This is a genomic window from Bordetella genomosp. 2 (genome assembly GCF_002261345.1).
Lineage (GTDB): Bacteria > Pseudomonadota > Gammaproteobacteria > Burkholderiales > Burkholderiaceae_B > Bordetella_A.
In genome coordinates this window covers 1,116,079-1,136,269 of record NZ_NEVT01000006.1, presented here as the reverse complement: position 1 = coordinate 1,136,269, position 20,191 = coordinate 1,116,079, and the positions used below count along the sequence as shown (strand labels likewise).

Annotated in this window: 14 protein-coding genes, 2 tRNA genes, 3 rRNA genes and 1 pseudogene; 11 read left to right on the top strand and 9 right to left on the bottom strand. The window is 64.3% G+C overall.

Annotated elements, in window-relative coordinates; all coding sequences use genetic code 11:
- Positions 1-48 precede the first annotated feature (48 nt).
- Positions 49-681, top strand: coding sequence for a homoserine/threonine efflux transporter (locus CAL24_RS15550; RefSeq protein WP_028354671.1), 633 nt, complete (start codon positions 49-51; stop codon positions 679-681).
- Between the two features lie 15 nt (positions 682-696).
- Here the strand turns inward: CAL24_RS15550 and CAL24_RS15545 are convergent, their stop codons facing one another.
- Positions 697-987: an antibiotic biosynthesis monooxygenase family protein gene (locus tag CAL24_RS15545; RefSeq protein ID WP_028354670.1), complete on the bottom strand. Its 291-nt coding sequence runs from the start codon at positions 985-987 to the stop codon at positions 697-699.
- Positions 988-1,066: 79 nt separating this feature from the next.
- On the opposite strand from CAL24_RS15545, the gene CAL24_RS15540 reads away from it, so the two are divergent.
- From CAL24_RS15540 to CAL24_RS15530, 3 genes are all read left to right on the top strand, one after another.
- On the top strand, positions 1,067-1,366 hold the full coding sequence (locus CAL24_RS15540; RefSeq protein ID WP_094807144.1) for a YciI-like protein: 300 nt from the start codon (positions 1,067-1,069) through the stop codon (positions 1,364-1,366).
- Positions 1,367-1,447: 81 nt separating this feature from the next.
- A complete protein-coding gene (locus CAL24_RS15535) occupies positions 1,448-2,329 on the top strand; it encodes an EamA family transporter (protein ID WP_028354668.1) in 882 nt (293 codons plus the stop codon).
- A 50-nt stretch (positions 2,330-2,379) separates the two neighbouring features.
- Positions 2,380-3,141 (top strand): TSUP family transporter, encoded by a 762-nt coding sequence (locus CAL24_RS15530; protein ID WP_028354667.1) that lies wholly within the window; start codon positions 2,380-2,382, stop codon positions 3,139-3,141.
- A gap of 140 nt (positions 3,142-3,281) precedes the next feature.
- Here CAL24_RS15530 and CAL24_RS15525 read toward each other — a convergent pair whose 3' ends face one another.
- The 4 genes from CAL24_RS15525 to dctP form a co-directional block, all read right to left on the bottom strand.
- Positions 3,282-4,568 carry a hydroxymethylglutaryl-CoA reductase, degradative gene (locus tag CAL24_RS15525; protein WP_028354666.1) on the bottom strand — a complete coding sequence of 429 codons (1,287 nt, stop codon included), beginning with the start codon at positions 4,566-4,568 and terminating at the stop codon, positions 3,282-3,284.
- A gap of 31 nt (positions 4,569-4,599) precedes the next feature.
- A complete protein-coding gene (locus CAL24_RS15520) occupies positions 4,600-5,910 on the bottom strand; it encodes a TRAP transporter large permease (protein WP_028354665.1) in 1,311 nt (436 codons plus the stop codon).
- On the bottom strand, positions 5,907-6,425 hold the full coding sequence (locus CAL24_RS15515) for a TRAP transporter small permease subunit (RefSeq protein WP_094807143.1): 519 nt from the start codon (positions 6,423-6,425) through the stop codon (positions 5,907-5,909). Before CAL24_RS15515 ends, CAL24_RS15520 begins: the two co-directional genes overlap by 4 nt.
- A 61-nt stretch (positions 6,426-6,486) precedes the next feature.
- Positions 6,487-7,530 (bottom strand): TRAP transporter substrate-binding protein DctP, encoded by a 1,044-nt coding sequence (dctP, locus tag CAL24_RS15510; RefSeq protein WP_094807142.1) that lies wholly within the window; start codon positions 7,528-7,530, stop codon positions 6,487-6,489.
- A 196-nt stretch (positions 7,531-7,726) separates the two neighbouring features.
- Between dctP and CAL24_RS15505 the strand changes: the two genes are divergently transcribed.
- A complete protein-coding gene (locus CAL24_RS15505; protein WP_028354662.1) occupies positions 7,727-9,097 on the top strand; it encodes a PLP-dependent aminotransferase family protein in 1,371 nt (456 codons plus the stop codon).
- Here CAL24_RS15505 and CAL24_RS15500 read toward each other — a convergent pair.
- Together CAL24_RS15500 and CAL24_RS15495 are read right to left on the bottom strand one after the other, a co-directional pair.
- The gene (locus CAL24_RS15500; RefSeq protein ID WP_432759292.1) at positions 9,072-11,513 is read right to left on the bottom strand and encodes a DUF3772 domain-containing protein; all 2,442 of its coding nucleotides are present in this window, start codon (positions 11,511-11,513) and stop codon (positions 9,072-9,074) included. The two genes, CAL24_RS15505 and CAL24_RS15500, sit on opposite strands and share 26 nt — an antisense overlap.
- A gap of 112 nt (positions 11,514-11,625) precedes the next feature.
- Positions 11,626-12,570, bottom strand: a complete 945-nt coding sequence (locus CAL24_RS15495) for a LysR substrate-binding domain-containing protein (protein WP_094807141.1) — start codon at positions 12,568-12,570, stop codon at positions 11,626-11,628.
- Between the two features lie 105 nt (positions 12,571-12,675).
- On the opposite strand from CAL24_RS15495, the gene CAL24_RS15490 reads away from it, so the two are divergent.
- From CAL24_RS15490 to rrf, 6 genes are all read left to right on the top strand, one after another.
- Positions 12,676-12,933, top strand: a complete 258-nt coding sequence (locus CAL24_RS15490; RefSeq protein WP_094807140.1) for a hypothetical protein — start codon at positions 12,676-12,678, stop codon at positions 12,931-12,933.
- Positions 12,934-13,360: 427 nt separating this feature from the next.
- Positions 13,361-14,891, top strand: a 16S ribosomal RNA gene (locus CAL24_RS15485).
- Positions 14,892-15,029: 138 nt separating this feature from the next.
- Positions 15,030-15,106, top strand: a tRNA-Ile gene (locus CAL24_RS15480).
- 47 nt (positions 15,107-15,153) lie between these two features.
- A tRNA-Ala gene (locus CAL24_RS15475) sits at positions 15,154-15,229 on the top strand.
- Between the two features lie 281 nt (positions 15,230-15,510).
- Positions 15,511-18,393, top strand: a 23S ribosomal RNA gene (locus CAL24_RS15470).
- A 151-nt stretch (positions 18,394-18,544) separates the two neighbouring features.
- Positions 18,545-18,657, top strand: a 5S ribosomal RNA gene (rrf, locus tag CAL24_RS15465).
- The 16S, 23S and 5S rRNA genes sit together here with 2 tRNA genes alongside, the layout of an rRNA operon.
- Before the next feature lie 142 nt (positions 18,658-18,799).
- Here rrf and CAL24_RS15460 read toward each other — a convergent pair.
- Both CAL24_RS15460 and CAL24_RS24525 read right to left on the bottom strand, forming a co-directional pair.
- Positions 18,800-19,855 (bottom strand): amidase family protein, encoded by a 1,056-nt coding sequence (locus tag CAL24_RS15460; protein ID WP_094807294.1) that lies wholly within the window; start codon positions 19,853-19,855, stop codon positions 18,800-18,802.
- Positions 19,801-20,187 (bottom strand): annotated as a pseudogene (locus tag CAL24_RS24525) (amidase family protein); the annotation flags it as partial. The gene CAL24_RS15460 and the pseudogene CAL24_RS24525, both read right to left, overlap by 55 nt.
- Positions 20,188-20,191: the final 4 nt, after the last annotated feature.

Below are 20,191 nucleotides of genomic sequence, written 5' to 3'. Positions count from 1 at the left end.
ACAATAGGTGGCGTCGCGCGCCCGCGCCGCTTCCCCGCCAGGAACGCCATGGACCCACTCCATACCGTATTGCTGACCGTCGGCCTGTTCGCCTTCACATTCCTGAGCCCGGGGCCGAACTTGCTGGTGGTGGTGCAGGCCAGCCTGGCGTCGGGGCGCGCCGCCGGCGCCATGACGGGGCTGGGCGTGGCCACCGGCGATGCCATCTATTCGGGCCTGGGGCTGTTCGGCATGGCCACCGTGATCACCGCCGGCGGCCTGCTGTTTTCGATCATCCAGATCCTCGGCGGGGCATACCTGGTGTGGTATGGCCTGAAGCTGCTGCGCGCCAGCCGTCCGCTGGACCTGGAAGCGGCGCCCGCGCCAGGGCGCGCCGACGCCTGGCGGCATTTCCGGCGCGGCCTGGTCACCGATCTGGCCAATCCGCAGACCGTGCTGTTCTTCGCCAGCATCTTTTCCGTGACGCTGCGGCCCGATACGCCTGTCTGGGCCAAGGCGGCGGCCTGGCTTGGTCTGGTGGCCGCGTCGCTGTTGTGGCGCGTGCTGCTGTGCCAGCTGTTCTCGCGGGCCGCCATGCGGCGCGGCTATGCGCGCAGCCGGCGCCTGCTGGAAAGCCTGGCTGGCGCCGGGCTGGCCGCGTTCGGCCTGCGCCTGGTGTACGAGGGCTGGTCGCGGCGCTGAGCGCCGCGGCCCCGCCTACAGCACCCGCGTTTCGTGGTGCACCTTGGGCGGCTCGGCGAAATGCGGCCCCACCAGCTTGCGCCATTCCTGGAAATCGGCCGACTCGCGGAAGTCCACCATGTGGTTGTCGACGGTTTCCCAGTCGACCACCAGCGTGTATTGCTGCGGGTTCTCGACAGAACGGTGCAGCGCGACGCCGTGGCAGCCGCGGGCGCGCAGGAACAGCGGCTTGGCCTGGGCCACGCCAGCCTCGAATTCGGTTTCATGGCCGGCGGCGACGAGAATGCTGGCGATTTCCTGGATCATCGGGATTCCTTTGGTGGATGAGTGGGCAAGACGGCAAGTATGATCGAGCCGTCGTCGTGAATTTAGCGCAGGAGCCGCCATGCATTATCTGATGTTCTACGACCTGGTCCCCGACTATCTCGAGCGCCGCGGCGAGTTCCGCGACGCGCACCTTGCGCTGGCGCGCGCGGCCGCGGCGCGCGGCGAACTGGTGCTGGGCGGCGCCGTGGCCGAGCCGGCCGACCAGGCGGTGCTGTTGTTCAAGGCCGACTCGCCGGCCGTGGCGGCGGCTTTCGCCGAGGCCGATCCCTACGTGCGCGCGGGTCTGGTCACGCAGTGGCGCGTGCGCCAGTGGACCACCGTGGTGGGCGACCAGGCCGAACATCCCGTGCCGGCCTGACCCGGCCCGGCGCCGGCGGTTCGGCGCCGGCAGCGGGGCAGAGGTATGATGCGGCCTTCCGCTCCCGGCCCCCACACCTCCATGCCGCTGTCCCACCTATTGCTGGCGCTGTCCGTCGTCTTCATCTGGGGCACGAATTTCGTCGTCATCAAGTGGGGCCTGGCCGAGCTCCCGCCTTTCCTGTTCGCCACGCTGCGCTTCGTGTTGTCGGCGCTGCCCTGGGTCTTCCTGTTCCGCCGGCCGGCGGTGCCCTGGAGCGCCATGGCGCGCGTCGGCATCCTGCTGGGCGTCGGGCAATTCGGCCTGCTGTACTGGGCCATGCGCCAGGACATCTCGCCGGGGGTGGCCTCGCTGGTGGTCCAGTCGCAGGTGTTCTTCACCATTCTCATGTCCATGATCCTGAGCGGCGAGCGCATGCGGCCGCTGCAGGCCGCGGCGCTGGCGCTGGCCACGGCCGGGTACGGCGTGGTGGCATGGCACGGCGCCACCGACCCGGGCGCCGCCGTGACGCTGTTCGGCCTGGCCCTGGTGCTCGCCGCCGGCTTCTCGTGGGCCTGCGCCAATATGGTGATGCGCGGCGTGGGGCGGGTGAACATGGTGGCCTTCACCGCCTGGAGCAGCCTGTTCGCCATCGTGCCGCTGGCGTTGATCAGCCTGGCGGTCGAGGGGCCGGCGCGCATGGCGCATGCCGTCGCGCATGCCAGCATGGCGGCATGGCTGGCGGTGGCCTGGCAGGCGCTGGGCAACACGGTTTTCGCGTTCGGCGTGTGGGGCTGGCTGCTGGCGCGCCATCCGGCCGTGACGGTCACGCCGCTGGCCCTGCTGGTGCCGGTGTTCGGCATCCTGGCGTCGGCGGTGCTGCTGGCCGAGCCCTTGCCGTTCTGGAAGCTCGGCGCGGCCGGCCTGGTGCTGGCCGGCCTGTCGCTGAATGTGTATGCGAGTCGCAGGGGAGGCAGGCGGTAGCAGTATGCGGCGCGCTGGCGCGCGCCCGTGGCGGTTGTCGTAGTCGTAGCATGACGTGGGTCGATCATATGTTGTTCCTGGGTTGCGTGGCGCTGGCCACCTATGCCCAGACCATGACGGGGTTCGCATTCGGGCTGGTGCTGCTGGGCCTGACGGGGCTGTTCTCGCTGGCGCCTCTGCCGGAAGTCTCCAATGTGGTGAGCATGCTCACACTGGCCAACGCGCTGGTGGCGCTCGGCCGGGCGCGCTCGCACCTCAGTTGGTCCCTCATCCGCCCGCCGCTGGCCGCCAGCCTGGTGGGGGTGGCCGTCGGCGTGGCGGCGCTGGAGTGGATCAGCGGCAGCACCGCCATGTTGCTGCGCTGGCTGCTGGGCCTGACCATCCTGGCGTGCGCGATCCTGCTGGTGGCGCGCACGCGGCCGCTGGCCCGCGTCTCGTCGCGCCTGTCCTTCATCTTGTACGGCGGCCTGTCGGGGGTGCTGGGCGGCCTGTTCTCCAGCGCCGGGCCGCCCATGGTCTACCACCTGTACCGCCAGCCCCTGCCGCTGCCGCTGGTGCGCAACAGCCTGCTGGTGCTGTTCTCGGCCAATGCCGTGGTGCGCCTGTCGCTGGTGGCGGGACACGGCAGCCTGGGGTCCACCGCGCTGTGGCTCAGCCTGGAAGCCCTGCCGGTGGTGGTGGGGCTTACCTGGCTGGTGCGCCGCTACGCATCGGCGGAGTCGGTGCAGGCGGTCAAGCGGATGGTGTTCGTGCTGCTGCTCCTGGCCGGGCTGGGGCTGCTGATCCCGGCGACGCGGGCCTTGCTCGCGTGATATGACGACCGCAGTGTCCGGCATTCCCCGCCACTGAGGTGTCCGGCATCGTCCGCCATTGAGGTGTCTGACACCCTTGCGGTGTCAGACACTGCCCAGGATCGCGTCTCGCCATTGAGGTGTCTGACACCCCTGCGGTGTCAGCCACCTGCCTTGCCGCGCAATTTCGCCAGTTCGTGCTCGGCCACATCGACCCGCACCGCGCCCTGCGCCACCAGCGCCCGGGCCACCTGGTCGATCTCCTCGCCCACCGCGCCGGCCATCATGGCGATGTTCTGCGAATGCAGCGACATGTGGCCTTTCTGGATGCCGGTGGTGGCCAGGGCCTTCAGGGCCGAGAAATTCTGCGCCAGTCCCACGGCGGCGATCAGGCGCGCCAGCCGGTCGGCCGAGGTGGCGCCCAGGATCTTCAGGCAGGCCCGCGCGGTGGGATGCAGCTTGGTGGCGCCGCCCACCAGGCCCACCGCCATCGGCATTTCCAGCGTGCCGGCCAGGTGGCCCTCGGCGGTCACCTCCCAGTCCGTCAGGCTCGAGTACCAGCCCTTACGCGCCGCATAGGCATGCGCGCCGGCTTCCACCGCGCGCGTGTCGTTGCCGGTGGCCAGCACGACCGCCGAAACGCCGTTCATGATGCCCTTGTTGTGCGTGGCGGCCCGATAGGGGTCGGCTGCCGCGAACTGGTAGGCGCTGATGATGCCGTCGCGCACCGCCGCGCCGCCGATCGCCTCGCAGGTCCAGACGGCGCGGGCGCGCGCCAGCCGGCGGTCGGCCAGGTTCGACAGGATGCGCAGGTAGACCCGCCCGCCGGTCCAGGATTCGATGTGCGGCGCCAGCTTCTCCGCCATGCTGTTGACGGCGTTCGCGCCCATGGCGTCGCGCGTGTCGACGATCAGGTGGGTCACCACCATCGGGCCGCCGGCCGATTGCACCAGGCGCACCTCCACGTCCTGCAGACCGCCGCCCAGCTTGACCAGCAAGGGATCGCAGTCGTCGCACAGGGCCTTGATATCGGCCTTGTGCTCGAGGATGCGCATGCGGCTGTGCGCCGCGTCGGGCACCCCCACCAACTGCACCTGCGCAATCATCAGCGAGCCGGACATCGACGTGGTGAAGCCGCCCTGGTCATAGCACTGGCGCGCCGCGTTGCATACCGCGGCCACCACCGACGACTCTTCCGTGGCCATGGGGATCAGCACGTCCGCGCCGTCGACCTTCATGTTGGTCGCGATGCCGATCGGCACGTTGAGCGTGGCAATCACGTTCTCGATCAGGTGGTCGGCCAGGTGCGGATCGAGGTTGCCCATGTCGGCCAGGTGGCGCGTGGTCGCTTCATCCAGGTCGGCGAATTGCGCCACGCGCGCCAAGCGGGTGGCGATGTCGTCCTTGTGGAAGCCGGGAATGCGGGAGTTCTTGGCAGGGGAATTCACGGTAGTGTCCAGTCGTCAGCGTGAAGGGAAGTCAATTGGCCATGAGCCGGGGCAGCCAGGTGACCAGGCCCGGGAAGGCCGCGCAGATCAGCAGCGCCACTATCTGCAGCAGCATGAAGGGGGTGACGCCGCGGTACACGGTGCCCATGCCCAGCTGCGGCGGCAGCGGGCCCTTGATGTAGAACAGCGTGTAGCCGAAAGGCGGGCTGATGTAGCCGGTCTGGATCGTGATCGCGTACAGCACCCCGAACCAGATCTCGTCGAAGCCCAGCAGGCGCACGATGGGCAGGAACACCGGCACGGTCAGCAGGATGATGCCGATCTCGTCCAGCGCCGTGCCGAGGAAGATCAGGATCAGCATCATGGCGGCCAGCACGGCGTAGGGCGGCACGTCCAGGTGGCGGATGAACTCCATCAGCGTGTTGGCGCCGCCCAGCCCGGTGAAAATGGCCACGTACGCCTTGGCCCCGATGGTGATCCACAGGATCATCGCGGTCGCCTTGAGCGTCTCGACGGCGGCCTCCTGCAGGCCGCGCCGGTTCAGCCGGCGCCGCGCCGCGCTGGCCAGCAGCGCGCCCAGCACGCCCACGGCGGCCGCCTCGGTCGGCGTGGCGATGCCGAAGAAGATCGAGCCCAGGATCAGCACGATCAGCAGCATCGGCAGGATCACCGCGCGCAGGCTTTGCAGCTTGGCGCGCAGCGGCACCGGCTCGCCCGACGGCGGCGGCACCTGGCCCGGCCGGAAATACGCCACGAACAGGATGTAGCCGATATACAGCAGCGCCAGGATCAACCCCGGCACGATGCCGGCGATCAGCATCTTGCCGATCGAGACCTGCGCCGTCACCGCGTAGACGATGGTCAGCACCGACGGCGGGATCAGGATGCCGAGCGTGCCCGAGGCGCAGATAGTGCCCGTCACCAGCCTCGGGTCGTAGCCGCGCCGCAGCATCTCGGGCATGGCCAGCAGGGCCATCGCGGTCACCGCCGCGCCCACCACGCCGGTCATGGCGGCCATGATCACGCAGATGACCACCGTGCCGATCGCCAACCCGCCGCGCAGCCGGCCGAACCACAATTCCATGGCGCGGTACAGGTCCTCGATCACGCCGGAGCGCTGCAGGATGCCGGCCATCAGGATGTACAACGGGATGCCCAGCAGCGCTTCCGAGCGCATCGTGTCGAAGACCTGCAGCACCATCAGCACGACCGCGTCGGCATTCCACAGCGTCACGGTCAGCAGCAGCGACAGCCCGCCCAGCACGAAGGCGATCGGCAGGCCGGTCAGCATCAGCAGCGTCAGGCCGCCGAACATGATGGCCAGTATGGTGTTGGGACTCATGCCTGGCCCTCCAGCGCGCCCGGGTCGCGCAGCAGCAGCCGCAGGAACTCGGCCAGGCTCTGCGCGCCCAGCAGGATCACCGCCAGCGGCACCGTGAATTTCACCGGCCAGACGGGCGGGTTCCAGGCCGAGAACGAGGTCTCGCCGAAGGCCAGCGACTGCATCGCCAGCGGCAGCGAATAGCTGGCCAGGATCGCGCAGAACGCCATGATGACCAGGTGGTTGAACAGGTCGAGCAGGCGTATGCGCCGCGGGTCCAGGCGGCGCCGCACCAGGTCCAGGTTGACGTGGCCGCGCAAGTGCAGCAGATAGGGGCCGCCCAGCAGGAAGTACGGGCCGAACAGCATCGTCGCCAGTTCCATCCCCCACACGGTGGGGGTGCCGAACACATAGCGCGACACCACTTCATACAGCATGACGGGGACCACGATCAGCATCAGGCCGGTCGCCGCCAGGAACAGCGCGCGGTTGATGCCGGTGACCAGCGTGACGTACCAGCGTATCGCTAGTGGCATGAGCACCTCGATGGGAAAGTGACAGCCCCGCGGCGCGGGCGGGGCGGCGGGAGCGCGGCGCTCAGCTGAGCAGGCCGAGGCGCTTCAGGAATGCCACCTGGCTGTCGAGAATCTTCACCGCATTGGCGTTATTGCCGGCCGCTTTTTTCCAGGTCTCGACGACTTGCGCGCGGGCCTGCGCCAGTTCCTGCGGGTCGAGCGCCGTCACCGTCACGCCCTGGGCTTTGAAGGCTTCCAGCGCCTTGCCGTCGGCCACCAGGATATGCTGGCGCAGCGCGGCCGAGGTCTCGCGCGCGGCCGCCGCCAGGGCCGCCTTGTACGGCGCCGGCAGGCGTTCATAGGCGGCGCGGTTGGCGACGTAGCTGGTCGCGGTGGTGGGCTGGTGCGGGCCGGGCATGACGATGTACTTCGCCACTTCGCCCAGCCCCGCCTCCAGATTGGCGGTCAGGTCGCCCCGGTCGGCCAGGTCGATCACGCCCTTGTCCAGCGCCGAATAGACTTCGCTGGTCGGCAGCGGCGTCACGGCCACGCCCAGGCTGCCCATCACGGTCGAGGCCAGTCCCACGAAGCGGCCCTTCTTGCCGCGCAGGTCGGCGATCGACTTGATCGGCACCTTGGAATGGATCGGCTCGGGGCCGTAGACCGTCGGGGCGATATAGAACAGCCCGGCCGGCGCGTAGGCCTCGCGGGCGAGCTCCAGCCCGCCCAGCTCGTAGAACCAGGCTTCGTACTGGTCCGGCTCCGGAAAGCCGAACGGCACGGTGCTGGTGAATGCCAGGCCGGGGATCTTGCCGGCCTCGTAGCCGTCGAAGGTCTTCATCATCTGGAAGGCGCCGCCGCGCACCGCGTCGAAAGCCTGGTTGGCGGGCACCAGTTGCCCGGCCGAGAACAGCTCGATCTTGAACTTGCCGTCGGTCAGCTCGGCCACGCGCGCGACGAAGCGCTCCTCGAATTTCTGCGGCGTGGTGCCGCCGTCCCACAAGGCCTGCATGCGCCAGTTCACCGTTTCCTGGGCGCGGGCCGGCAGCGCCGCGGACAGGCCCGCGGCGCCGAGCGCGCCCAGGCCCAGGGTCTTGATGGCCGAGCGGCGATCGATGGTCTTCATGTGCTCCTCCTTATGCGTTCTGTGTTCTGGGCCGGCTGGATGCGCGGCGCTGCCGTACCGGCCCGGATTGGCCCGGGGCGGGGCAGATGGGATAATCGGCGCTAAACCAGGACAATACAAGGTACAGTTATCGGGCTGCCTCGAAAACTGTCCCAGACACAAAATAGGTACGATCCATGCGCATGCGGGAGCGATCATGAGCCGTGTCGGCGCCATCGTCGAACAAATCGCCGCAGCCATCGCGCGCGGCGCGCTCAAGCCCGGCCAGCGCCTGCCATCAGTGCGCGCCGGCGCGCTGGAGCAAGGCGTTTCCAAGAACACCATGGCCGATGCCTACGACCGCCTGGTCGCCATGGGCCATTTGCAGGCGCGCCCCGGCTCGGGCTATTACGTGGCGGCCACCCGGCCGCTCTCGTCGGAACAGCGCTCGCGCCATGTCGCCCAGGCCATCGATACGGTCTCGCTGCTGCGCGAACAATTGGTCCAGCACTATGAAGTGCGCGTCGGCGACGGCCGGCCGCCGCCGTCGTGGATGGAACGCTTCGACCTGGCCCGCTCCGGCGGCAGCGCCAAGGCCCTGCGCGACACGGACATCGGCCACGGCTACGGCAATCCGTGGGGCTACAAGCCGCTGCGCGAGCGCATCGCCCTGGCGCTGGCGGAACGCGGCATCCAGGCCGGGGCCGAGCAGGTCCTGCTCACCCACGGGGCCAACCATGCGCTGGACCTGGTGGCGCGCCAGCTGCTCGAGCCGGGCGACGTGGCGCTGGTCGACAGTCCGGGCTATTACCCGTTGTTCGGCAAGCTGCGGTTCTCCAACGTGAAGCTGGTCGGCGTGCAGCGCGGCGCCGACGGCCCCGACCTGGACGACCTGGCGCAGAAGGCCGCGGCATTCAAGCCCAAGGTGTTCTTCACCCAATCCCTGGCGCACAACCCGACCGGCGGCTCGCTGACCCTGCCGGTCGCGCATCGCGTACTGCAGGCGGCTGCCCAGTACGGCTTCTACATCGTCGAGGACGACCCGTTCGCCGACATCCTGCCCGCCGCCAGCCCGCGCCTGGCCACGCTCGACCAGCTCGAGCGCGTCATCTACGTGGGGACGTTTTCCAAGACGCTGTCGGCCAGCCTGCGGGTCGGCTACCTGGCGGCCAATAATGCGCTGGCCAACGCCTTGTGCGACTTGAAGATGCTGACCCTGGTCAGCACCTCCGATTACGTCGAGCGCGTGGTGTTCAACCTGATCGCCAGCGGCCAGTATCTCAGGCACCAGCGGCGGCTCAAGGCCCATGTCGAGCGCGCCACGCGCGAGGCCGTCGCCGCCCTGAAGGGCGTGGGGCTGGCCTTGCCCTACGCGCCGGGCGGCGGCTTCTATCTATGGGCGCGGCTCAAGCCGGGGCAGGACGAACTGGCGCTGGCCAGCGAGGCCTCGGACGCCAGCATCTTCCTGGCCCCGGGGGCTATCTTCATGCCCGAACGGGGGCAGGCCACCTCGGCCTTGCGCGTCAACATCGCCTATGCGACCGACGCGCGCTTCCTGGCGTTCATGAAGCGTCGCCTGGCGCGCTAGGGCCGGGCGGCGCGGGCTCGGCGCCGCCGCCATCCGGCCTGGCCTGGCGCCCCTGTGGGCGGGCCAGCACCAGCGTCGAGGGCGAGGCCAGCGCCAGCCCCGCGTCGGCCATGCGCTGCAGGATGTCGAACCACAGGGCGCTGCGCACTTCATAGGCGTTGCGCGGCGAACTGACATAGCCGCGCGCGTTGAACATCAGGTGGTTGTTCTCCACGCCCTCCAGGAACACGTCGGGCGCGGGGGACTCCAGGATGCCCTCGTGGGCGGCGAAGGCCGCCAGCATCAGTTCGCGCGCCCGCCGCGGCTCGGCGTCCAGCGGCATGGGGACCTTGACCTGCACCAGCCCGAGCGGGTTGGCGTGCGTGACGTTGCGCACCGTCTTGGTGACGAATTCGGAGTTCGGCACGATCACGGTCGAGCGGTCGGCCATCTGGATTTCCGTGGCGCGCACGTTGATGCGCCGGATATCGCCTTCCACCCCGCTCAGCGATACCCAGTCGCCCACCTTGACCGGCCGTTCCGCCAGCAGGATCAGGCCCGAGACGAAGTTGCGCACGACCTCCTGCAAGCCGAAGCCGATGCCCACCGACAGCGCGCTGGCGATCCAGGCCACGCGTTCCAGGCCGATGCCCAGCGCCGAAAGCGCCAGCGCCACCGCCATGACGAAACCCCCGTAGCCGAACAGCGTGGCCGCCGAGATCTGCATGCCCGGGTCGAGCTCGGTGGTCGGCAGGTAGCGGGTGGCGAGCCAGCGCTTGAGCAGGCGCACGCCCAGCAGGCACAGGGCCAGCACCAGCAGCGCCTGCACCACCGAGCCGGGCCGCACATGCACCTCGCCGATCTGCAGCCCGCTGTGCAACTGGTTCATGCGGTGCATCAGGTCGGACGGCCCTTCCCCGAAGGGCGCCAGCAGCAGCGTGGCGGCGAGCAGCACCACGGTGACGCGGCCGGCGCCCGACAGCAATACCGCGGCCTGGGCGCGCAGCCGGTTGCGGGCATTGTCCTCGTCGCCCTGCGCGGGGGCCAGCAGGGTGCTGAAGCCGTCCTCGATCAGCACCGAGAGCAAATAGGCGGTGCACAGGATGGCCAGTGTCCACAGCAGTTGCTTGGCGATGAAGCTGCCGAATGCCACATAGCCGGCCAGCAGGCTGATCACGCTGGTGACCAGCACCGCCCAGGTGGCGGCCACCAGCACCGACAGCCAGAAGGGGCGGGGCGGCACGCGGCCTTCCTCGTCGGCCTGGCGCACCTGCTGCTGCAGGCGGGTGCAGCGCTTCAGCCCCCAGGCCAGCGTGACGGCCAGCAGCAGCGCGGCCAGTGACGTGACCGTGATGGTGGTGGTCAGGCTGGCATTGAGCAGCACCGGCAACTGGTCGCCCAGCCAGATCAGCACCACCAGCAGGCCCAGCGCCAGCGGCAGGCGGCGCAGGCCCTGCGCCACATCGTCGTGGATGGCCGGCAGCCGCCAGGTCGAGCGGTCCGGCGACAGCAGCGCATGGCCCAGGCCGGCCACATAGCCGCCGAAACACACCACGGCCACCAGGCTGCCCAGCAGGTCGGCGGTATCGTCCGACAGGATCCCGTTCCACATCAGGCCGATGTGCACCAGTTCGGCAATCAGGCCCGGCGTGGCGACCGCCAGGAACACCACCGTCACCGCCAGGAACGAACGGCGCAGGCGGCCGGGCGGCACGCGCGTGGCGGTCAGCTTGACCATCAGCCGGCTGCAGGCCGCACGCAGCAGCAGCACGCCGCCGATCGCCAGCGCCAGCAGGAGCCAGATGCCGGTCGGGGTGGCGCCGGCGGCCTCGCGCAGTTCCGCGGCCTGGTCGCCCAGGCGTCGCAAGTCGCGCGGCAGGTCGCCGCGCAGCTCCGACCAGAACGGCGTGCCGAGGAACGAGTCGCGCCGCTCGCCCAGGCGCGCCTGGAACTGGTTGCGGCGCAGGGTGGATATCTGTTCGGCGGTCTGCGCCGCCTCCACCGACAGCAGCCGCGCCAGCTTGGTCTGGGAATCGAGCGCGCGGCTGTCTTTTTCCAGCTGGGCGCGCTGGGCCGCCACATCGGGCGCCTCGCGCGTATCGGGCTGCGGCTGGCCCAGCTCGGTGAGCCGCGCCGTCACGCTGGCCAACTGGGGCGCCAGCGCCTCGGCCAGGGCATCGGCGCGCGACTGGATGTCCAGCACGTCGGCGCGCCAGCGCACCAGTTGCGCGTCTTCGCCGCCGTCTTCAAGGCGCGCGCGGATCTCGTCGATCTGCTTGCGGGCGTCGGCCAGGGCGGTCTCGGCCTCCGCCGCGTCGGGCGGGCGTTCGGCCTGGTTGGCGGCCAGCGCGGCCGCGCTCATCCACAGGCAAAGAAACACCAGACCCGCCAGCAGGCGGAGCCAGGAAATGCGTGGTACACGCTGGAGCAGCATCATGATGGGAGAACCTCGCGCTCCTCTTTCCGACGGCGCAGCATAGCAAGCCTGCCGGCCCCCGGATGCAACAAAACCTGTGCGGCAAGCCCCAGGGACATACGCGTTTACGCGCTCAACGTTTGGATTCAGTTTCGCCGGCCGGCGCCGGGTCGCAGGAGGTCAGATTAGCGCGCGAGCGCTCGAGCTCGTCGCGTATCCATTGACGCAGCGCCTGCAGCGGCGGCCAGTCGCGCAGGCCCGGCGGATACACCAGATGATAAGTATCGGCGGGCTCGAAAGTCACGCTGACCGGGGAAACCTTCACCAGGCGGCCCTCGCACAGCGCATCGGCGGCCAGCAACTCGCGGCCCAGCGCCAGGCCCAGGTTCTGTTCCACGGCCTGCAGCATCAGGCCTGCGTCATTGAAGGTGGCCACCGGCGTCACGTCGACCGCCAGGCCGGCCGCGGCGAACCACTGGCGCCAGAGTTCCTTGTCGCCCACCAGGGGCTGGCGCGCCAGTGTCTGCGGCGTATTATCGGGCAGCTTGCGCGCGGTGGCCGGCGAAGCCAGCACGATCAGCGGCATGGGGAGGTCGAACAGCGGATCCGATACGACGCCGGGCCACGGCCCGCGGCCGGAACGCAGCGCCGCGTGCAAGCCCTCGCGCTGCAGGTCGGCCAGTTGTTGCGAGGTTTCTATTTCCAGGGTCAGGTCGGGGTGCCGCTCGCGCCACCGCGCCATGCGCGGCAGCAGCCAGCGCTGCGCGAACGACGGCAGCACCGATACGCGCAGCCGCTGGCTGGCGCCGCGGGCCAGCGACGCGGCCTGGCGCACGCCGTTGTCCAGTTCTCCCAGCGCGCACTGCACACTGCGCAGCAGGGCCTCGCCGGCCGAATTCAGCACCACGCGGCGGCCGCGGCGGTCGAACAGCGCGAAGCCCAGCTGTTCCTCCAGCCCGCGGATCTGCTGGCTGACCGCGCTGTGCGTCAGGTGCAGGCGGTCCGCCGCGGCGCGCAGGTTCTGCAGCTCGGCGACGGCCCGGAAGGTGGGCAGGGTGTTCAGGGGCAGGCGACTCATGTTGGTAAGCTTAGCCGACCAAATCGTGCAGAACAATGCGATTCACAGGGCAGGTCTGTGCTCGTACGCTAACCAGTAAGGCGGTCACCTTAATGGAGAGCAATCATGGAATCGCAATGGACACTCGACCCCGCCCCGGGCGGAGCCGGCAACCCCCTGCATGCGTCGCCCTGGCGCGCCGCCTGGACGGCCTGGCGGCAGGCCGTCCAGGCCCGCCGCGCCGGCCAGCGCACCGCGACGGCGCTGCATGAACTGGATGAGCACGTGTTGCGGGATATCGGCGCGCCGGACTGGCTCCTGCTCGAAACCGAGGCCCGGCGCCAACTGGCCCTGCAGCGCCAGGCCCACTGGTTGTGGACCTGATCGAAGGCACGCGTTTTGCGCTCCTGGAAGCCCCGCAAAAATTCGTGTATAGTCTCGCCTTTTCGCGGTTCGGCCGGTGGTTTTGGCGGAGCAGCGGGAAGCGGCAAATCAGACACCGATCGATTTGACAGGTTTCAAAAAAGGCCTCATAATCTCGTTTCTGTGCTGCTGAGACAGCAAGCCGGTTGCGAAGCAGCTGGCGGGCAGTAAGCGGTACCTGTTCTTTAACAACGAAACAACCGATAAGTGTGGGCGCTTGGTGGGCCGCGCGAGGCGGGTCCGGTTTAGCCGGGCTTGCCAGGCCAAAGAGAACCAAGTGCTCACATCGAAGTGAAGAACCTTGAATATGTCAAAGATATTCATCGAACCTCACTTCCTTTGAGCAAAGTGCTGCTACTTCGGTAGCGGTGCGCGAACTACAGAGATTGAACTGAAGAGTTTGATCCTGGCTCAGATTGAACGCTAGCGGGATGCTTTACACATGCAAGTCGAACGGCAGCGCGGACTTCGGTCTGGCGGCGAGTGGCGAACGGGTGAGTAATGTATCGGAACGTGCCCAGTAGCGGGGGATAACTACGCGAAAGCGTAGCTAATACCGCATACGCCCTTTGGGGGAAAGCGGGGGACCTTCGGGCCTCGCACTATTGGAGCGGCCGATATCGGATTAGCTAGTTGGTGGGGTAAAGGCCTACCAAGGCGACGATCCGTAGCTGGTTTGAGAGGACGACCAGCCACACTGGGACTGAGACACGGCCCAGACTCCTACGGGAGGCAGCAGTGGGGAATTTTGGACAATGGGGGCAACCCTGATCCAGCCATCCCGCGTGTGCGATGAAGGCCTTCGGGTTGTAAAGCACTTTTGGCAGGAAAGAAACGGCCCTGGTTAATACCTGGGGCAACTGACGGTACCTGCAGAATAAGCACCGGCTAACTACGTGCCAGCAGCCGCGGTAATACGTAGGGTGCAAGCGTTAATCGGAATTACTGGGCGTAAAGCGTGCGCAGGCGGTTCGGAAAGAAAGATGTGAAATCCCAGGGCTTAACCTTGGAACTGCATTTTTAACTACCGGGCTAGAGTGTGTCAGAGGGAGGTGGAATTCCGCGTGTAGCAGTGAAATGCGTAGAGATGCGGAGGAACACCGATGGCGAAGGCAGCCTCCTGGGATAACACTGACGCTCATGCACGAAAGCGTGGGGAGCAAACAGGATTAGATACCCTGGTAGTCCACGCCCTAAACGATGTCAACTAGCTGTTGGGGGCTTCGGCCCTTGGTAGCGCAGCTAACGCGTGAAGTTGACCGCCTGGGGAGTACGGTCGCAAGATTAAAACTCAAAGGAATTGACGGGGACCCGCACAAGCGGTGGATGATGTGGATTAATTCGATGCAACGCGAAAAACCTTACCTACCCTTGACATGTCTGGAATGCCGAAGAGATTTGGCAGTGCTCGCAAGAGAACCGGAACACAGGTGCTGCATGGCTGTCGTCAGCTCGTGTCGTGAGATGTTGGGTTAAGTCCCGCAACGAGCGCAACCCTTGTCATTAGTTGCTACGAAAGGGCACTCTAATGAGACTGCCGGTGACAAACCGGAGGAAGGTGGGGATGACGTCAAGTCCTCATGGCCCTTATGGGTAGGGCTTCACACGTCATACAATGGTCGGGACAGAGGGCAGCCAACCCGCGAGGGGGAGCCAATCCCAGAAACCCGATCGTAGTCCGGATCGCAGTCTGCAACTCGACTGCGTGAAGTCGGAATCGCTAGTAATCGCGGATCAGCATGTCGCGGTGAATACGTTCCCGGGTCTTGTACACACCGCCCGACACACCATGGGAGTGGGTTTTACCAGAAGTAGTTAGCCTAACCGCAAGGGGGGCGATTACCACGGTAGGATTCATGACTGGGGTGAAGTCGTAACAAGGTAGCCGTATCGGAAGGTGCGGCTGGATCACCTCCTTTAAGAGCTTGAAGTGCGGACTATTAAGCGTCCACGCTTATCGGTTGTTTATATGTGTAGCCGGGATCGGTTGCGGGCGTTGGGTGAGGGGGAGTCCTCCCTGGGCCGCGACCCTGACTGCTGATCCGAAGAGGGTTTTTGGGTCTGTAGCTCAGTCGGTTAGAGCACCGTCTTGATAAGGCGGGGGTCGTTGGTTCGAATCCAACCAGACCCACCAGGTATTTCCGAGGCGGCGGCCGGTAGTGGCCGCGGATGAGGGGATACGGGGGTGTAGCTCAGCTGGGAGAGCGCCTGCTTTGCAAGCAGGATGTCATCGGTTCGATCCCGTTCACCTCCACCATGCGCCAGAGTTCAACGCCCAGGGTTGCGAGTCAGCCCTGTGCGTTGGGTTTTGCCCAATGCGAGCTATACATCGTTCTTTAACAATCAGGAAGAAGCACAACGAAAGTGTGTTCATGTAGTAGTCGGCGCGAGCCGATGAAAATGAGCACGGGTTGTGATTGCATAGATTTAGTTCCAAGTCTCAAGATTCCGATCGCAGTTGGATCGGGATGGCTTTGAAACTTATGAACGGCACAAACGCGAAACATATCAGCGTCCTATAAGACGGTAGTGTTATAGGATCAAGCGACTAAGTGCATATGGTGGATGCCTTGGCGATCACAGGCGAAGAAGGACGTGGTAGCCTGCGAAAAGCTGCGGGGAGCTGGCAAACAAGCTTTGATCCGCAGATGTCCGAATGGGGAAACCCACTGCGCAAGCAGTATCCCTGGCTGAATACATAGGCCAGTGGAGGCGAACCGGGTGAACTGAAACATCTCAGTAGCTCGAGGAACAGACATCAACCGAGATTCCGAAAGTAGTGGCGAGCGAAATCGGAGCAGCCTTTACGATTTAGCCAATCAGATAGTCGAACGGGATGGAAAGCCCGGCCGTAGCAGGTGATAGCCCTGTAGACGAAATCTGGCTGGTGGAACTAGGCGTAAGAGAAGTAGGGCGGGACACGTGAAATCCTGTCTGAAGATGGGGGGACCATCCTCCAAGGCTAAATACTCGTGATCGACCGATAGTGAACCAGTACCGTGAGGGAAAGGCGAAAAGAACCCCGGAAGGGGAGTGAAATAGATCCTGAAACCGTATGCATACAAACAGTCGGAGCCTCTTAATGGGGTGACGGCGTACCTTTTGTATAATGGGTCAGCGACTTACATTCAGTGGCGAGCTTAACCGGATAGGGAAGGCGTAGCGAAAGCGAGTCCGAATAGGGCGATTCAGTCGCTGGGTGTAGACCCGAAACCAGATGATCTACCCATGGCCAGGTTGAAGGCACGGTAACACGTGCTGGAGGACCGAACCCACTAGTGTTGAAAAACTAGGGGATGAGCTGTGGATAGGGGTGAAAGGCTAAACAAATCTGGAAATAGCTGGTTCTCTCCGAAAACTATTTAGGTAGTGCCTCAAGTATGACTGCGGGGGGTAGAGCACTGTTATGGCTAGGGGGTCATGGCGACTTACCAAACCATGGCAAACTCCGAATACCCGCAAGTCCAGCTTGGGAGACAGAGCACCGGGTGCTAACGTCCGGACTCAAGAGGGAAACAACCCAGACCGCCAGCTAAGGTCCCAAATTATCGCTAAGTGGGAAACGAAGTGGGAAGGCATAGACAGTCAGGAGGTTGGCTTAGAAGCAGCCATCCTTTAAAGAAAGCGTAATAGCTCACTGATCGAGTCGTCCTGCGCGGAAGATGTAACGGGGCTCAAGCGATAAACCGAAGCTGCGGGTGTGTACTTTGTACACGCGGTAGGAGAGCGTTCTGTAAGCCTGTGAAGGTGACTCGTAAGGGTTGCTGGAGGTATCAGAAGTGCGAATGCTGACATGAGTAGCGATAAAGGGGGTGAAAAGCCCCCTCGCCGTAAGTCCAAGGTTTCCTGCGCAACGTTCATCGGCGCAGGGTGAGTCGGCCCCTAAGGCGAGGCAGAGATGCGTAGCTGATGGGAAGCGGGTTAATATTCCCGCACCGTCGTACAGTGCGATGGGGGGACGGATCGCGGAAGGTCATCAGGGTGTTGGATGTCCCTGTTGCTGCATTGGAGAAGGCGCTTTAGGCAAATCCGGGCGCGTAATTCAAGGGTGTGGCACGAGCGAGCAAGTCTCGCGAAGTGATTGGAAGTGGTTCCAAGAAAAGCCTCTAAGCTTCAGCTGTACGAGACCGTACCGCAAACCGACACAGGTGGACGGGATGAATATTCCAAGGCGCTTGAGAGAACTCAGGAGAAGGAACTCGGCAAATTGATACCGTAACTTCGGGAGAAGGTATGCCCCGGTAGGGTGAGGCGCCCGCGCGCCAAGCTCGATGGGGCCGCAGAGAATCGGTGGCTGCGACTGTTTATTAAAAACACAGCACTCTGCCAAGACGAAAGTCGACGTATAGGGTGTGACGCCTGCCCGGTGCCGGAAGGTTAAGTGATGGGGTGCAAGCTCTTGATCGAAGCCCCGGTAAACGGCGGCCGTAACTATAACGGTCCTAAGGTAGCGAAATTCCTTGTCGGGTAAGTTCCGACCTGCACGAATGGCGTAACGATGGCCACACTGTCTCCTCCTGAGACTCAGCGAAGTTGAAGTGTTTGTGATGATGCAATCTACCCGCGGCTAGACGGGAAGACCCCATGAACCTTTACTGTAGCTTTGCATTGGACTGTGAACCGGCCTGTGTAGGATAGGTGGGAGGCGCAGAAACCGAGTCGCCAGATTCGGTGGAGCCGTCCTTGAAATACCACCCTGGTTTGTTTGCGGTTCTAACCTTGGTCCGTTATCCGGATCGGGGACAGTGCATGGTAGGCAGTTTGACTGGGGCGGTCTCCTCCCAAAGCGTAACGGAGGAGTTCGAAGGTACGCTAGGTACGGTCGGAAATCGTGCTGATAGTGCAATGGCATAAGCGTGCTTGACTGTGAGACTGACAAGTCGAACAGGTGCGAAAGCAGGACATAGTGATCCGGTGGTTCTGAATGGAAGGGCCATCGCTCAACGGATAAAAGGTACTCTGGGGATAACAGGCTGATACCGCCCAAGAGTTCATATCGACGGCGGTGTTTGGCACCTCGATGTCGGCTCATCTCATCCTGGGGCTGTAGCCGGTCCCAAGGGTATGGCTGTTCGCCATTTAAAGAGGTACGTGAGCTGGGTTTAAAACGTCGTGAGACAGTTTGGTCCCTATCTGCCGTGGGCGTTGGATACTTGACGGAGCCTGCTCCTAGTACGAGAGGACCGGAGTGGACGTACCTCTGGTGTACCGGTTGTCATGCCAATGGCATTGCCGGGTAGCTAAGTACGGAAGAGATAACCGCTGAAGGCATCTAAGCGGGAAACTCGTCTGAAGATTAGGTATCCCGGGGGCTTGACCCCCCTGAAGGGTCGTTCGAGACCAGAACGTTGATAGGTCGGGTGTGGAAGCGCAGTAATGCGTTGAGCTAACCGATACTAATTGCCCGTGCGGCTTGATCCTATAACTCTGCGGGTTTTATAGACCTGGTATGAGCGCGTAGCAGTCAAGTGCCGTTCAAACAAACTTCATAACCCTCGCCCCATCCCGGGCGCGATGTGCTTCTTCCGAATTGCGGCGCCGGCCACACTCGGCCTGCGCCCAACCCGCTACGCCTGACGACCATAGCAAGGTGGTCCCACTCCTTCCCATCCCGAACAGGACAGTGAAACGCCTTCGCGCCGATGATAGTGCACATCCGTGTGTGAAAGTAGGTCATCGTCAGGCTCTTATCCCCAAAACCCCAGTGAGCTCCCCTCACTGGGGTTTTGCTTTTGGGACAAACGGAAAATGCCACCCCAAGGCTGATCGGCGCTCAGTTCGAATCTCTACGGCTCGCCCTCAGGCGTACGTCAACCTTGATATCAGCTCATTCGACAACTACGGGCGTGATGTTCTCCTTTATCCACTTGCCCGCCTTGCAGAGTCGAAAATCATTGTCGCGCTGAGCGAAGACCTGTATGCCCACTGGCAAATCCCGAACTCCGAGCAGGGGAAGCGATATGGCCGGACAGCGAAGCAAGGACGGTATCAGGTTATATGCGGGGTTACCGGTACCTACGTTCGCGATTCCGTTCGTAGCACGGGGGTGCTCAAGTAAAGGAGCGGGCGATGTATTCGTAGGGGTAATGAAGAACTCAGAAAGAGACCTCAGCCGCATAAAAGCCGCTTCCATACGCTGCCGCTTTGCAAGGGCTGTCCGATAGTCGTCAATGCCAAGCTGGCGGCCTTTGTTCAGTGTGCCCATCGTGTATTGGGACAATGGCAATCCACGACGCGCCAGATTTTCGAGATACCACTTGTTTTCGTAGGCAAGCAAGGTGGTGATGGTATCGGCGGCATCAGTCAGACTCTGCTCGAACTCTTCGATTTCCGGAAAATCGGTTCGATCCAGGATACGCACCCCCTGTCGTTTCAACCGCTCGATAACCTGAAGAAATGCCGCTTTCGTTGACCCCTCTGTGGCTCTCCATCCCAAGCCTTCAATGCGGATGATGGTCGAAGGATAAATGGATGCGGTAAGTTCAGCTTCGCCTACGAGGCCGAGGGCGCCAGGGTCGCCGCCTGTTCTGATTGCGATTTCGTATAAGGTGTTCCACATATCGTGAAGATCGCCTGCGTGTATTCCAATGCAGCTCTGGCTATAACTTGCTCGATCGCCCCGATGTATGGCTCCAAAGGACGGCTTGATGGCATAGTTTGCGCAATACCCGGAGGGCCTAAGTATCGAACCGGCCACCTGAGTTCCTATGGCCACCGGGACCATTCTGGCGCCAACCGCCGCGGCAGAGCCACTCGATGATCCACCAGGCGTACGGGCCAAGTCGAAGGGATTTCGGGTGGGAGAAGGGTCGCCTCCCCCAGTTCCGTAGTGGTTACCTTGCCGACGATGATTGCACCTGCTGCTCGCAACGCTTGAATACATGGGGCGTCCAAGTCAATGAAGTTGTCTTCATTTCCTCTTATTCCTTCCGTTGTGGGAAGATCCCACGTCGAAATAAGATCTTTGACTCCAACCGGCATCCCGTCGATCCTAGACAGTGGTTTGCCAGCTTTGTACCGGGCTTCCGACTCGCGGGCTTCCCGCTTCGCCTGTTCAGCCCGAAGTGACGTCCAGGCGCGTACGGATTGTTTGTCGGCTCTAATTCTGCCGAGGCACTCGTCCAAATACTCCGCTGGCGAAGTTGTTCCGACGAAAAATCTGGCGCGGGCATCATGAAAGGAAAGCGCCGCGAAGCTGGCTGGGTGGTATGTCATTTGA

Coding starts and splice junctions, on each gene's coding strand:
- CAL24_RS15550 (WP_028354671.1), top strand. CDS start 49: ATGGACCCACTCCATACCGTATTGCTGACCGTCGGCCTGTTCGCCTTC.
- CAL24_RS15545 (WP_028354670.1), bottom strand. CDS start 987: ATGATCCAGGAAATCGCCAGCATTCTCGTCGCCGCCGGCCATGAAACC.
- CAL24_RS15540 (WP_094807144.1), top strand. CDS start 1,067: ATGCATTATCTGATGTTCTACGACCTGGTCCCCGACTATCTCGAGCGC.
- CAL24_RS15535 (WP_028354668.1), top strand. CDS start 1,448: ATGCCGCTGTCCCACCTATTGCTGGCGCTGTCCGTCGTCTTCATCTGG.
- CAL24_RS15530 (WP_028354667.1), top strand. CDS start 2,380: ATGACGTGGGTCGATCATATGTTGTTCCTGGGTTGCGTGGCGCTGGCC.
- CAL24_RS15520 (WP_028354665.1), bottom strand. CDS start 5,910: ATGAGTCCCAACACCATACTGGCCATCATGTTCGGCGGCCTGACGCTG.
- CAL24_RS15515 (WP_094807143.1), bottom strand. CDS start 6,425: ATGCCACTAGCGATACGCTGGTACGTCACGCTGGTCACCGGCATCAAC.
- dctP (WP_094807142.1), bottom strand. CDS start 7,530: ATGAAGACCATCGATCGCCGCTCGGCCATCAAGACCCTGGGCCTGGGC.
- CAL24_RS15505 (WP_028354662.1), top strand. CDS start 7,727: ATGAGCCGTGTCGGCGCCATCGTCGAACAAATCGCCGCAGCCATCGCG.
- CAL24_RS15500 (WP_432759292.1), bottom strand. CDS start 11,513: ATGATGCTGCTCCAGCGTGTACCACGCATTTCCTGGCTCCGCCTGCTG.
- CAL24_RS15495 (WP_094807141.1), bottom strand. CDS start 12,570: ATGAGTCGCCTGCCCCTGAACACCCTGCCCACCTTCCGGGCCGTCGCC.
- CAL24_RS15490 (WP_094807140.1), top strand. CDS start 12,676: ATGGAATCGCAATGGACACTCGACCCCGCCCCGGGCGGAGCCGGCAAC.
- CAL24_RS15460 (WP_094807294.1), bottom strand. CDS start 19,855: ATGTATTCAAGCGTTGCGAGCAGCAGGTGCAATCATCGTCGGCAAGGT.